13 protein-coding genes and 1 pseudogene are annotated in these 13217 nt (G+C 65.8%); 13 read left to right on the top strand and 1 reads right to left on the bottom strand.

Annotation, left to right across the window (positions count from 1 at the left end):
• Positions 1-20 precede the first annotated feature (20 nt).
• The 5 genes and pseudogenes from rpsF to dnaB all read left to right on the top strand — a co-directional run bounded on the left by rpsF (position 21) and on the right by dnaB (position 3339).
• Complete coding sequence (gene rpsF / locus ACOOGG_RS07860) at positions 21-377, top strand: 30S ribosomal protein S6 (RefSeq protein WP_420433991.1); 357 nt, start codon at positions 21-23, stop codon at positions 375-377.
• A 15-nt stretch (positions 378-392) separates the two neighbouring features.
• On the top strand, positions 393-854 hold the full coding sequence (ssb, locus tag ACOOGG_RS07855) for a single-stranded DNA-binding protein (RefSeq protein WP_420433989.1): 462 nt from the start codon (positions 393-395) through the stop codon (positions 852-854).
• Positions 854-1096, top strand: a pseudogene (rpsR, locus tag ACOOGG_RS07850) (30S ribosomal protein S18); the annotation flags it as partial. The gene ssb and the pseudogene rpsR, both read left to right, overlap by 1 nt.
• A 254-nt stretch (positions 1097-1350) precedes the next feature.
• A complete protein-coding gene (rplI, locus tag ACOOGG_RS07845; protein WP_420433987.1) occupies positions 1351-1797 on the top strand; it encodes a 50S ribosomal protein L9 in 447 nt (148 codons plus the stop codon).
• A gap of 162 nt (positions 1798-1959) precedes the next feature.
• On the top strand, positions 1960-3339 hold the full coding sequence (dnaB, locus tag ACOOGG_RS07840; RefSeq protein WP_420433985.1) for a replicative DNA helicase: 1380 nt from the start codon (positions 1960-1962) through the stop codon (positions 3337-3339).
• 28 nt (positions 3340-3367) lie between these two features.
• Here dnaB and ACOOGG_RS07835 read toward each other — a convergent pair whose 3' ends face one another.
• Positions 3368-7999, bottom strand: a complete 4632-nt coding sequence (locus ACOOGG_RS07835) for a DEAD/DEAH box helicase (protein WP_420433983.1) — start codon at positions 7997-7999, stop codon at positions 3368-3370.
• Between the two features lie 120 nt (positions 8000-8119).
• Here ACOOGG_RS07835 and ACOOGG_RS07830 point away from each other — a divergent pair, with 120 nt between their 5' ends.
• The 8 genes from ACOOGG_RS07830 (at position 8120) to ACOOGG_RS07795 (ending at position 13131) form a co-directional block, all read left to right on the top strand.
• The gene (locus tag ACOOGG_RS07830) at positions 8120-8413 is read left to right on the top strand and encodes a type II toxin-antitoxin system HicB family antitoxin (RefSeq protein ID WP_420433981.1); all 294 of its coding nucleotides are present in this window, start codon (positions 8120-8122) and stop codon (positions 8411-8413) included.
• Positions 8410-8640: a type II toxin-antitoxin system HicA family toxin gene (locus tag ACOOGG_RS07825; RefSeq protein ID WP_420433979.1), complete on the top strand. Its 231-nt coding sequence runs from the start codon at positions 8410-8412 to the stop codon at positions 8638-8640. The genes ACOOGG_RS07830 and ACOOGG_RS07825 overlap by 4 nt, the downstream gene beginning before the upstream one ends.
• A gap of 79 nt (positions 8641-8719) precedes the next feature.
• Entirely contained in the window at positions 8720-9265 is a 546-nt protein-coding gene (locus tag ACOOGG_RS07820) for a class I SAM-dependent methyltransferase (protein WP_420433977.1), read from the top strand.
• Between the two features lie 16 nt (positions 9266-9281).
• Positions 9282-9521, top strand: a complete 240-nt coding sequence (locus ACOOGG_RS07815) for a hypothetical protein (protein WP_420433975.1) — start codon at positions 9282-9284, stop codon at positions 9519-9521.
• A 45-nt stretch (positions 9522-9566) separates the two neighbouring features.
• Positions 9567-10328, top strand: coding sequence for an ABC transporter ATP-binding protein (locus ACOOGG_RS07810; protein ID WP_420433973.1), 762 nt, complete (start codon positions 9567-9569; stop codon positions 10326-10328).
• A complete protein-coding gene (locus tag ACOOGG_RS07805; RefSeq protein WP_420433971.1) occupies positions 10325-11038 on the top strand; it encodes an ABC transporter ATP-binding protein in 714 nt (237 codons plus the stop codon). The genes ACOOGG_RS07810 and ACOOGG_RS07805 overlap by 4 nt, the downstream gene beginning before the upstream one ends.
• A 3-nt stretch (positions 11039-11041) precedes the next feature.
• Positions 11042-11983 (top strand): branched-chain amino acid ABC transporter permease, encoded by a 942-nt coding sequence (locus ACOOGG_RS07800; RefSeq protein WP_420433969.1) that lies wholly within the window; start codon positions 11042-11044, stop codon positions 11981-11983.
• A complete protein-coding gene (locus ACOOGG_RS07795) occupies positions 11980-13131 on the top strand; it encodes a branched-chain amino acid ABC transporter permease (protein WP_420433967.1) in 1152 nt (383 codons plus the stop codon). Before ACOOGG_RS07800 ends, ACOOGG_RS07795 begins: the two co-directional genes overlap by 4 nt.
• The last annotated feature ends 86 nt before the right edge of the window (positions 13132-13217 follow it).

The following is a 13217-nucleotide window of genomic DNA, read 5'->3' as shown; positions in this document are numbered from 1 at the left end:
AGCACCGGGACCGTAGGGAGGTGAAGCTCGCCATGCGGGCATACGAATTGATGATCATTCTGGACGCGGGCGTGGAGGAATCCGACGTGGCCGCCCGCATCGAACAGGTTGCGGAGAACGTCACCGCCCACGGTGGTCAGGTGATGTCTGAAGACCGGTGGGGCAAGCGCCGCTTTGCCTATGAGATCAACCATCAACACGAGGGCTACTACCTGGTTCTCGAGTTTGCGACCGAGACGCGCGACATGGGCACCCTTGAACGTCTCCTCCGACTTGCGGACGATGTGGTCCGCCACAAGCTGATCCGTCTGCCTGATGCAGAGGCAGCCCGACGCGGCCTGCTAGGCGACGGTACCCCCCTGGCTACGGCCGGGTAACCCAAGGAGATTGAGATGGCATTTGACAACACGGTGACCGTGACCGGAAACATAACCAGAGATCCAGAGCTTCGATTCACCCCAGGCGGCAGCGCCGTGGCCACATTTGGGCTGGCCTGGAATCGACGCTGGCAGAACCGCCAGACCAACGAGACTGAGGAACAGGTGTCGTTCTTCGATGTGACCTGTTGGAACACGCTGGCCGAGAACGTCAGCGAGAGCTTGATGAAAGGTACTCGGGTGATTGTCAGCGGGCGACTGGAGCAGCGGTCGTGGGAAACCCAGGATGGCGACCGGCGGTCCAAAGTCGAGATCATCGCCGACGAGGTGTCCCCCAGCTTGCGCTGGGCCACCGTGGAGGTAACGAGGAACGAACGGCGCGATGGGGGCGGTGGAGGCCGCCAGCAGGGCGGCGGAGGCAACCGTCCGGTCCGCGGCCAGCCCCAGGGGTACGAAGTTGACGAGGAGCCGTTCTAATGGCCAAGGGACTCAAGAAGCCGAAGGCCAAGGACATCAGCCGGCGCCGCAAGAAGAAGGTCAGCGTCCTCACCCAAGAAGGCATTGGCTATGTGGACTGGAAGGACATCAACCTGCTGCGGCGGTTCATGTCAGACCGGGCCAAGATCCGGGCCCGCCAGGTGACCGGCAACAACCAACAGCAGCAAAAAGAGATCGCCCGGGCCATCAAGAACGCTCGGGAGATGGCGCTGTTGCCCTACAACAACCGGATTACCACCCAGCGCAGCGCAACACGGATGCGCGATGACAACCGCGTCGACGGGCCGGCCCCCCAGCCCACTGCACCGCCACCCGGCATGCGGGCGGCTGAGGAGATGGGTGGCGACGAGTTGGAAATCTCGGAGATCGGCGAAGAGGTGATGGGTGCTGAAGCAGTCATTGCGGAGGCAGCGGTTTCGGAGGCGGGCGACGAGCAGTCAACTGACGCGACGGAAGGCGACGAGGAGACAGCCTCATGAAGGTCGTACTGCGTGGCAACGTGGACGAGTTGGGGAAGAAGGGCGACGTGGTGGAGGTGGCCGACGGCTACGCCCGCAACTTCTTGATCCCTGCTGGCAAGGCGTTCAAGTCCTCGACCGGGGCTGAGCGCCAGGCGGAGCGCATGCGCCGCTCGCGTGAGTTGCGGGATGCCAAGGAGTTGGCCGAAGCCCAGGAAATGGCCAGCCGGCTGGTGTCAACTCCCATTCACATCGCGGCTCGAGCTGGAGAAGAGGGCAAGCTGTTCGGATCGGTAACCACCGCCGACATCGTGCGAGCCGTGGCCGAGCAGGCCAATATCATGCTCGAACGCAAGGCCTTGTTCTCCGACGGCATCAAAGAACTGGGCAGTCACATGGTGACAGCCAAACCCCATCCCGAGGTGGAGTTCCCCATCACTGTTGAGGTGATTGCCGCCGAATAGATCTGGGGAAACCAACTTTGGCAAATCCCCAGGTTATACCGCGTTTTCCACGGGGCTTCCCCTAGCGTTATACCTCGCGCGTTTGCCACAGTAAGCCACTGTGAGCGCCCAGGGGATCCCCCGAACCTGTCACCGGTCGTTTATATCCTTTGGGGTCAAGTGGTGAGCGATCCATTCGACTATCCCGACAACGGCAGTTCCTTGTCGCAACCGGGGCGCTTGGGACGGGTTCCGCCCCACGACCTAGACGCCGAAGAAGCGCTGTTGGGCGCGATGCTGTTGAGCCGCGACGCCATCGCCGATGCGGTGAATTTGATTCGCCCTGAGCACTTCTATCGGCCAGCGCATGCTCATGTATACGAGGCGGTGTGCTCGCTGTACGCCAAAGGGGAGCCGGCCGATGCGGTGACGGTGGCCGCCGAGCTGAATCGGCAGGGCTTGGCCGAAAAGGTGGGGGGCAACGCCGCTTTGGTGAAACTCCAGACCGGTACACCGGCGTCGGCCAATGCGGCCAAGTACGCCAACATCGTGCAAGAGGCGGCCACGCTGAGGAAGCTGATCGAAGTCGGCGGGGAGATCGCCGATCTGGGCTACGAGGGTGCCGACGATGTGGTCAAGACGGTGGACTCCGCCGAGGCAATGGTCTACCGGCTGGCCGCCGACCGCATGGGAGATACCACAGCCAGCCTGGCCGAGCTGTTGCCGGCCAACTTGGAGCGTATTGAGAAGCTCTACGAGCAAGGCGAGGTCATTACCGGCACGGCTACCGGCTACAACGACTTGGACGAGATCACCAGCGGACTCCAGCCCAACACCCTCGTGGTGGTCGGTGCTCGACCCTCGGTGGGAAAGACCAGCTTCGCCCTGGGCATGGCCGCCCACGCCGCCATCCGGGCCCACAAGCCGGTGCTGGTCTTCTCGCTTGAGATGAGCCAGCTTGAGATAAGCCAGCGGATCCTGTGCGCCGAGGCCCGGGTGGATGCCTCCCGGGTGCGCACTGGCAAGCTCACCGACCAGGACTGGACTGACATCAGCAACGCTCTGGGACGCCTAGCCGAGGCGCCCATCTGGATAGACGACAACCCCGCAGTGACCATCATGGAGATCAGAGGCAAATCCCGGCGGCTGCGCAGCCAAACCGGCGAATTGGGCATGATCATCGTCGACTACCTCCAGCTCATGACCGGTCGCCACACCGCCGAGAACCGCCAAGTAGAGGTTTCCGAGATAAGCCGGGGGCTCAAGATCTTGGCCCGTGAACTGCAGTGCCCCGTGGTGGCGCTGTCCCAGCTGTCTCGAAATCTTGAACAGCGCCAGGACAAAAGGCCTATCCTCGCCGATCTGCGGGAGTCGGGCTCTATCGAGCAGGACGCCGACATCGTCATGTTCTTGTACCGGGACGAGATCTACAACCCCGAAACCCAAGACGCCGGCACCGCCGAAGTGATGGTGGCCAAGCACCGCACCGGACCTACCGGCAAGGCCCGCCTGGCCTTCATCAAACACCACACCCGATTCGCCAACATGGCCCGCGGAACGTAGAAGGACGGCATCGCCGTCCGCACTGTCATCAGACTGATTGTTGACCCACGGGAAGGTTGGGCAGGCCGTCGATGTAGGTGAGGGTGTTGTTGGGGGTGGCGGGGGTTCGGGAGCCTTCGAAGAGGATGCCAGTGAGGTTGAGGGGATCGCAGGCGGCGATGGTTACCTGTTGGCTGGTGCGGGGGCGGCGACGGGTCTTTTGGATCTGGTCGGCGGCGGCAGGGAGGGCGAACTGCTCGCCGCTGGCTCCGGTGACGAAGCGGCCGCCTCGCACCAGGCCGCGGTCTTCGAAGCGGCGGAGGGCCTTGAGGATGTCTCGCCAGGGTGTAGCTGTGGGGCTGGCGGGGTGGTGGGCGAGGTCTCTGAACACGACGCCCCAGCAGGCTAGGAGTTGGTGGGCGACGGCTTCGGCGAGATCCTCGGTGGGGTACTGCTCGGGGTGGGGAACGAGGGCCCAGCGACCGGGGGCGGCGTGGGCTTGAGGGGTAGAGCGCATTATTAAGGCACGATTGGCTCGCATGGCCCGTGTTCTGAGGGCTTGGGAGCGGAGGTTTGAGTCGGGGCGGTGGCGGGTGGGACGGCGGCTGGTGCGGTTGAGCAGGGCTCGCACGGCGGCGAAGCCGTCGGCGGTGAACAGGCCGAGGGCGACGCCGTTCCACAGGGCTCTTTCGATGTCGTCGGGCAGGCGGTTGGTGGCTTGGGCCAGGTCGGGCATGAAGCTGGCGCCTTGGGACTCTAGGAGCTCGGCGATCTCTTGGACGGGGCCGGCGTCGGGGGGCTCTAGTTGGCCGGAGCGGGCGGTGGCTAGGAGCCATTGGAGGTCTTCGCGGAAGACGAGGGTGATGGGGGTGGCTTTTCTCGGGGCCATGGAGTTGGCTTTGGCGGGGGTGTTGGGGGGTGTGAGGCGGAGCCAGGCGAGCTCGCCGCGGTAGCAGAGCTCGTCGAGCCATAGGGGGTCGTAGTCGGGGAGGCGTTTCTTGATGATTTGGTTTTCCCAGGCGCCGGCGGGGAGGTCTAGGCCTTGGAGCTGCTCTAAGACTTTGGTTAGGCCGGGGCGGCCGCGGACTGTTGTCTCTGGGGTTAGGTGGTGGTGGTCGAGGAGGAAGCGCATGAAGTCTTGGGGGCTGGCGGGCTGGACTGACTGACGCTTTTGTCTTCGGGACAGGTAGGACATGCGTTGGAGCAGGCGTCTTGAGCACCATGTTTCGCGCGATCCCCCGGCGTGGCGGATCTTTTGCTGGACGTTGTTGGGCGCTTGTCCGGCGAGGTTGCGGGTCCTGTCCCGGCCCAGCCCGCCGTCCTCGATGAACTCCGGGCGGCGGGCACCCTGAGTCGGGCCACCCCCAACCTCGCCTCCCGGACCAGCGCTCGCCGGGAGATCCGCCACGCCTATGTCTGAGGCACCCCCCTTTTCTTGTTGGTTGGGGGGTTGTTGGGCGCTCACCGGTGCGGAGCGTGACTCTCGTCCTTGGCCAGCGACAACGGGAGGTGCTGATGAGTCTGGACTTGCCAGGACGGGTAGGTGGTCGGCGCGCATGGCGACGCCTTCGGATTCGAGGGCGGCCAATGCTTGTTGGACGGTGAGGAGGTCTAATCCTGTCTTTTCTGACAGTTCTTTGGGGGTGGTGGGGCCGGTTATTTCTAGGTGACCTCGGATCCTTTCTATGGCCATTTCGGGGTTTAGGGCGGTTTCGGAGAGTTCTGTGGTGGTCCAGAGGGGGGTGTTGGGTTGGGTCTTGATGGTTTGGGCTCGGCCGCGGGATTGGAGTTCGTTGTATAGGTCAATCCAGGCGGGGGTGGGGCGGGTGATTACCAGGGCGGTTAGGAGGTCGTGGAGTTCGTCGGGGGTTCGGGGGGCGGGGGTGATTTCTTCGATTACTTGGGCGATGGCGTCAGGGGTGATTTGGGAGAGGGTTGATTGGTCGAGGGTGGGGGGTTGTTGTTGGTTGGCGCTTCTTGGGCGGAGGCCTCTGGGGACGGTTACGGCGTTGGTGCGGCGGTCGACTATTTCGGCGTCGTCTAAGAAGGCGTAGGGGCGGGCGTTGACTATCTCGTGGCTTAGGGGGGAGGGCTCGGTGGTGTCGCAGAAGCGGGTGCTCACTTGGCCGGAGCGGATGTCGGTGAGTAGTTGTTTGAGGCCTTCCACATCGAGGGCTTCGTGGAGGGTGTCGTGGAGGGTTTGGCGCACCAGTAGGTGATCGGGAATCTCGATGGGGCCGGCGATGTTCTCTTGGCAGGCTGCCGCGCCGGGGAACACGGCGGCCATGATGTCGTCGGCCTCCATGCGCTGGATGGGGGGAGGGTTGCGCTTTCCGCCCCGGCTACGCAGCACCACCAGGGCTCGGTTGAGGTTCCAGCGCCAGCGGGCGGTGAACATGGGCGAATCCAGCACGGCCTGGGTCAGCACCTCCTCAACTGAGTCGGGGTGCAGGAATTGGGGGACGTCGCTGAGGGGGAAGCTGTGGTGGGGACCGAGCGACAAGATGATGGCGTTGTCGTTGGCCGCGGCCTGGAGCTCGAAGTCGAAGCGGCGGCACAGGCGCTTGCGCAGGGCCAGGCCGAAGGCTCTATTGATGCGGCCGCCGTAGGGGCAGTGGACCACGAGCTGCTGGCCGCCAGTGTCGTCGAAGAAGCGCTCGAACACGATGTTGGTGTGGGTGGGGACGGTGCCGAGGGTGGCCTTGGCCGCGGCGACGTAGGTGACGGCCTGCTCGGCGATCTCGGCTTCGACGCCGTTGGATTGGGCGAATTGCTCGGAGGCGCGGGCCAGGGCTGTGTCGCTCAGGGGGTCGGCTTCGGGGGTGTCGGGAAATAGCCCGCATATATACGCGCGCAATTCGGACACCTGCTGCGACAGCTCGGGGGTGCGGGCGGGGGCCTCGCCGAGCCAGAACGGGACGGTGGGCGGGGCGTCGCCGGCGTCGGCCACCCGCACGGTGCCAGCGGCCACCTGCTTGATGCGCCACGAGTGGGAGCCGAGCAGGAAGATGTCGCCGGCCATCGACTCTACGGCCCAGTCTTCGTTGACGGTGCCGATGAAGGTGTCGTCGGGCTCGGCCACCACCCGGTAGTCGCCGTTCTCGCCGATGGCGCCGCCGGAGGTTAAGGCGGCGAGGCGGGCGCCCCGTTTGCCCCGCACCTCTTGGTTGATGGAGTCGTAGTGGAGGTAGGCGCCCCGGGGGCCCCGACCGGTGACCACACCGGTGGCGGCCTGTTCGATGGCCTCTTGGAACTGGGCTTTGGTGAGGCTGGCATAGGGGGCGGCCTTGGTGAACATGTCATAGAGGCCGTCCACGGTGTGGGCGTCGGCGGCGGCAGCCTCGGCGATGAGCTGCTGGATCAAGATGTCGAGGGGGGCCTCGGGGGGGCAGATGGCGTCGAGTTGGCCCTGGTGAACGGCGTGAATGAGGGCGAGGGACTCGATGAGCTCGTCTCGGGTGAGGGGCCACAGGCGGCCCTTGGGCGTGCCGTGGCGGCTGTGGTTGGAGCGGCCCACCCGCTGGAGGAAGGTGGCGATGCTGCGGGGCGAGCCCACCTGGCACACCAGCTCTACCGGGCCGATGTCGATGCCCAGCTCCAGCGATGCCGTTGCCACCAGGGCCTTTAGCTCCCCGGCCCTCAGGCGATGCTCGGTGCGGTAGCGGCGCTCGGTTGAGAGCGATCCGTGGTGGGCGGCCACCGCATCTTCGCCCAGGCGCTCGGCCAGCTGGTGGGCGATGCGCTCAGACAGGCGGCGGGTGTTGACGAACACGATGGTGGTGTGGTGCTCGGCGATGAGGGCGGCCATGCGGTCGAGGATCTGGTCCATCTGGGCGTGGGAGGCCACCGCTTCGAGCTCGTCGTCGATCAGCTCTAGGCGGATGTCGAGGTTTCGCTGGTGGCCGGTGTCGACGATGGTGCAGTGGGGTTCGGATTCGGCTGGAGTTTTGGCGCCGTTGGCGTCTTGGGTCCGGGATTTGGGGATACCGGTCAGAAGGTTGGCGATGGTGGAGATGGGATGCTGGGTGGCCGACAGGCCGATGCGGGTGGGGCGGGTGTCGGCCACGTGCTCGAGGCGCTCGAGGGTGAGGGACAGGTGGCTGCCCCGCTTGTCGCGGGCGGTGGCGTGGATCTCGTCGACTATCACCGTCTCCACGGTGCGCAGCACCTCGCGGCTTTTGGCCGCGGTCACCAGCAAATAGAGCGACTCGGGGGTGGTGACCACGAAGTTGGCCGGCCTTTTGATCATGGCGGCCCGGGTGTGGGCCGGGGTGTCGCCGGTGCGCACCGCCACCGTGAGCGGCGGGGGCTCTTGGCCCTGTTGTCGGGCAATTTCGGCGATCTCAGCTAGGGGGCGTTCCAGGTTCTCGGCGATGTCGGTGGCCAAGGCTTTCAGCGGCGACACGTACACCACCTGGCTGGCCTTGGCCACCATTTGGCCGGCGGTGTGGCGCCTGTAGAGGTTGTCAATGGCGATGAGGAACCCGGCCAGGGTCTTTCCCGACCCGGTGGGCGCGGCGATCAGCGTGTCTTTGCCCGACGCTATGGCCGGCCACCCCTGAGCCTGCGCCTCGGTAGGCCCCCCCGGAAACCGCCCCTCAAACCAAGCCGCCACCGCCGGATGGAACTCATAGCCGACATCAGCCAGCACGCCTTTCTCAGCGTGGATCGGGGAAGCCACCGCCAAAGAGTACCGGGCGGGTGTGACACACTCCGAGGGTGGGTGCTGGTTGGGGAGAAAACATGGATTTCCTTACCTGATGTTGCATATCAATGCGTATAGTTGGTGGCGGAGGTTGCTTTGAGCCAGACCGATCTCGGATCAATTGCCGCTGAAGGAGACGTTCTCCAGGAGCTGGTGTGCCCGTGGGCACAGGCGGCTGTCTCATGCGCCACAGTCGAATGGATCCAAGACCCGGACGGTTTCGTGGCCACAATTTCTGGTTTGGCAGGTCCTTGGGCATTCGGGGAATCCAAGGAAGCGGCTCTCAAGGAGTTGGAATCAGTCTTGCGCGACTGGGCTGCCATCAAACTCGCCGATGGCGACGACGACATCCCCCCAATGAAAGGCATTCACCCCTCCCCACCCCTATGACCGGCAGGCTGGACCCGGTCAGTAGGAGAGCCCTGATCAAGCGCCTATGGAAGTTGGGCTGGGAGGGGCCAATTGCTGGCAAGCGTCACGAGGTGATGCGGAAGGGGAAGCATAAAGTTCCAATTCCGAATCCTGGACACCGAGGAGACATCGGCCCCGGCCTGGTCAACCAAATCCTCAAGCAAGCAAGCATCACCAAAGAGGAATGGCAAAAGGCCTCGAACTGAATCTGCCGGATCCTGGTGTGGGGCCAAAACAATCCGCCTGTGACACACTCCGAGGGTGGGATCTAGTTGGGGTGGGCGGATGTCGGGGCGGGATTATGACGCTCGGTGGGAGCGGCTGGCTGCTGAGGGGCACAATCCGCATGGGGAGGCCGACTTTGTGGACGCGCTTTTGGGCGGGGACGGGCGGGTGCTGGATGCGGGGTGTGGGACGGGGCGGGTGGCCATTGATCTGGCTCGGCGGGGGTTTGCGGTGGCCGGGGTGGACATCGACTCGGAGATGATCTCGGGGGCTCGGGCCAAGGCGCCGAAGTTGGGGTGGCACCAGATGGACTTGATGGTTTTCGACTTGGGGGAGACGTTTGACGCGGTGGTGATGGCGGGCAACGTGCTGCTGTTCACTGCGCCGGGCACCGAGGCCGCGGTGGTAGCCCGGTGTGCGGCCCACCTCTCCCCCGGCGGCGCCCTGGTGGCCGGGTTTCAGTTGCGGGGCGGGGGCTACTCACTGTCGCAATACGACGCCGACTGCGCGGCGGCCGGATTGGCCCTGTCGGAGCGGTATTCGACTTGGGAGCGGGGGGCGTGGGACGGCGGCGACTATGCGGTGTCGGTGCATAGTCGTCCATAGGCGCGAGACTGAGTAGGTGCTGGGCGGGCCGGAGATCATCACCTTCTTGCTGTTGGCGCTGGGGGGGGCGCTGGCGGTGGGGAATATTGCCGCGTTGATCAACCCTGATGGGCCTCGCCAGCGCCGACAGGGCATACCTCCCCCGCCGGGCGCTCCCGACGAGCCGGCCAAGCCGAAGGTGGGGCGCAGCGTGGTGATGATCGTGGTGGGCACGGTGATCGTGATCTGGGCCATCGCCAGCCTCATCGGGGGGTGAGCCTGCCCGGCCCCGTCAGGCGGGCGGGGTAGGGTCGGGGGGGTTATGGCCTTGTTGGAAGTGGCGGGGGTCACGGTGCGGTTCGGGGGGGTTACCGCCTTGGCCGACCTGTCGTTCACCGTGGACGAGGGCAGCATCTGCGGGCTGATCGGGCCCAACGGGGCAGGCAAGACCACCCTGTTCAACGTGGTCAGCCGGGTGTACGACGCCCAGGAGGGGGCGGTTGGCTTCGACGGGGCCGACCTGTTGGGCCGCCCGGCCCATGCCATCAGCGGGCTGGGCATCGGGCGCACGTTCCAGAACCTGGCCCTGTGGCCGGGCATGACGGTGCTTCAGAACGTGATGGTGGGCGCCCACCACCGCTCTCGGATCGGCGCGTTGCGGGCGGCGGTGCGCTGGGGGACGCGCCGGGAGGAGGCCGAGCTGGCCCGCACTGCTTGGGATGCGCTGGATGAGCTGTCGCTGACCGATGTGGCCTTCCACCCCGCCGCCGGGCTGCCGTTCGGCACGCTCAAGCGGGTGGAGCTGGCCCGGGCGCTGGTGGGCCGGCCCCGGCTGTTGCTGCTGGACGAGCCGGCCACCGGGCTGACCCAGACCGAGGTGGGCGAGCTGGGCGAGCTCTTGGTGGCGCTGGCCGAGCAGCATTCGCTGACGCTGCTGCTGGTGGAGCACCACATGGGGATGGTGATGGGGATTTCGAACAAGGTGGTGGTGCTGGACTTCGGGGCCAAGATCGCCGAGGGCTCCCCCGCCGAAGTGCAAAACGACCCGGCGGTGGTGGAGGCCTATCTGGGAGCACCGCAGTGAGTGGCGAATACCTGGAGGTGCGGGGGCTGAAGGCGGCCTATGGGAACATTGCGGTGCTGCACGGCATCGACTTCTCGGTGGCCGAGGGGCAGATCGCGGTGATCTTGGGGGCCAACGGGGCGGGCAAGACAACTACGCTGCGGGCGCTGTGCGCCATGGTGTCGACCGAGGGGTCGATCCGCCTGGCCGGCGAGGAGCTGGCCGGGCACCGCACCGCCGACATCGTGCGCCGGGGGGTGGCCCATGTGCCCCAGGGTCGGGGGACATTCCCCGACCTGAACGTGGAGGAGAACCTGATGGCCGGGGCGTTCGTGCGCTCCGACGCCGAGGTGCGCTCCGACGTGCAGCGGTGGTACGAGACCTTCCCGGTGCTGGGCGAGCGTCGCAACCAGGCCGCCGGGTCGCTGAGCGGGGGGGAGCAGCAGATGCTGGCCATCGCTCGGGCGCTGATGCTGCGGCCGTCGCTATTGCTGTTGGACGAGCCGTCGCTGGGGTTGGCGCCGATGATCACCCGGGCATTGTTCGAGCAGCTCACCGCCATCAACGCTGATGCGGGCACCACCATGCTGGTGGTGGAGCAGAACGCCAGCCTGGCGCTGGGGGTGGCCGACGTGGCCTATGTGCTGGAAGCCGGGGAAGTGGCGCTGTCGGGCCCCGCCGACGAGCTGGCCGCCAACGACAACGTCCGCCGGGCGTACCTGGGGTATTGAGCGATGGTTGCCGTGGCCTCTGTGCTCGGGGTGTTCGACATCACCTTGGACAAGCTCTCCGATGGCGAGCTGTGGCTGGCGCAGTTCTTCCGGGGGCTGAGTGACGGGGCCACCTACGCCTCGGTGGCGCTGGCGCTGGTGATGATCTACAAGTCGACCGGGTTCATCAACTTCGCCCAGGGCTCATTGGCGCTGTTGGGGGTGTATTTGGCCTACGTCTTCAGCGTGGAGCAGGGCCTGCCGGTGGCTGTGGCGGTGGTGTGCGCCATGGTGGCCAGCTCAGCGGTGGCGATGTTCATCGAGCGGGTGTTCATCCGGCCGTTCCCGCCCGACCATGTGCTGCCGCTGGTGATCGTGACGCTGGGGCTTTTGTTGATAATCGACTCGGCGGTAGGAATCGTGTGGGGGTTCCGCACCCGCAGCCTGCCCTCCATGTTCCCCAGCGGTGCGCCCATCGAGTGGGGCATCGCCCAGCTCACCTGGCGCACCATCGGCAACCTGGGCACGGTGTTCGCGGTGGTGGGGCTCTTGTATCTGCTGTTGGCGCGCACCAAGATCGGTCTCGCGTTTCGAGCGGTGTCGTCGAATCTGGAGTCGGCCCGCCTGGTGGGCATCCGGGTGGGGCCCACGCTGGGGTTCGGCTGGGCGCTGGCCGCGGCCATCGGCACCCTGGGCGGGGCGCTGGTGGTGCCCGACCTGCTGCTGGAGCCCTCCATCATGCTGCGGGTGCTGATCTTCTCTTTGGCCGCCGCCGCGCTGGGCGGGCTCGACTCAATGATGGGGGCGGTGATCGGCGGGCTGGTGGTGGGGCTGGCCCGCAACTTGCTGGTGACCTTCTTGGACTTGAGCGAGCTGGCCCTGGCCACCGCGGTGGCGGTGATCTTGATGGTGCTGTTGGTGCGGCCCACCGGCCTGTTCGGATCGACGAGAGTGGAGCGGGTGTGAAGGGCCTGGGCGTGGTGGACGCGGGCAGCCGGGCGCACCGGAGGCGCCAGATCATCGGGTGGGCGCTGTTCGCCCTGGTGGTGGTGCTGATCCCGTTTCTGATCGCCGATACCTATAGCCCAACCATCTTCGGCAACCGCTACACAGTGGGGTTGGGCAACTTGAGCCAGGCCATCGGGCTCATGGTGGCCATATTGGGGCTGAACATCGCCACCGGCTACAGCGGACAGCTCTCTTTGGGCCACAGCTTCTTCGTGGGGTCGGGGGCGTATCTCACCGCGGTGCTGGTGAACGAGTTTCACTGGTCGTATGTGTCCACCCTCGGGGTGGTGGTTCCGGGGCTGTTCGTGTTCGGCGTGCTGTTCGGAGTGCCCGCCCTGAGGATCCAAGGGCTGTATCTGGGGCTGTTGACGTTTGCGGTGGCGGCGGTGTTCCCGTCGATCATCCGGCTCGACAATGTGGCCGACCGCACCGGCGGCAGCAATGGGCTGCTGATCGACAGCGACCTGGTGGTGCCGACATGGGCGCCCATCGAGAAGGCAACCGAGTGGCTGCACGCCATCCCCGGAGTGGGCTCTCGGGTTCCCGACGGGCTGACCGGGCGCCAGGAAGAGGCGGTGTACAAGTACTTCTTGCTGGTGATCATGGCACTGGCGTGCTTCTGGCTGGTGCGCAACATTCTGGCCGGCCGGGTGGGGCGAGCTTTGTTGGCCATTCGTGACAATCCGCTGGGGGCGGCGGCCAATGGGGTGAACCTGGCCGCATACAAGACTTTGAGCTTCGGCATCAGCGCCGCGGTGGGCGGGGTGGCAGGCACCATGCTGGCCATGCACTCGGGGTTCGTGGGGCCCGACGAGTTCGGCTTCTCGATGGCCATTCTACTGATCGTGGGGCTGATCGTGGGAGGCTCGGGCACGCTGCACGGGGCGGTGGCGGGCGGGCTGGCCATCCAGTTCGTGCCCCACTGGTCGAGCCAGACCCAGACCCTGCCGGGCACCGACGTGGCCCTGGAGGGGCCGTACGGCACGGCCATCTTGGGGGGGCTTTTGATCGTGATCATCTTCGCGCTGCCCGGCGGGGCAGCCCACGGATTCCGCAAGATCAAGTCTCGGCTCATGCCGGTGGCGCCCCAGCCTCCGGGAAGGTGACGGGTACGGGGGAGTAATTGTCGCTTGGTCCACGTAAGGTTACTGGACCACTCCAAATGGAGAACCGATCTCAGGAGGGATTGCCC

Source organism: Candidatus Poriferisocius sp., from assembly GCF_965214065.1.
Classification (GTDB): Bacteria; Actinomycetota; Acidimicrobiia; order Acidimicrobiales; family Bin134; genus Poriferisocius.
This window is presented reverse-complemented; position numbering and strand designations above follow the sequence as displayed.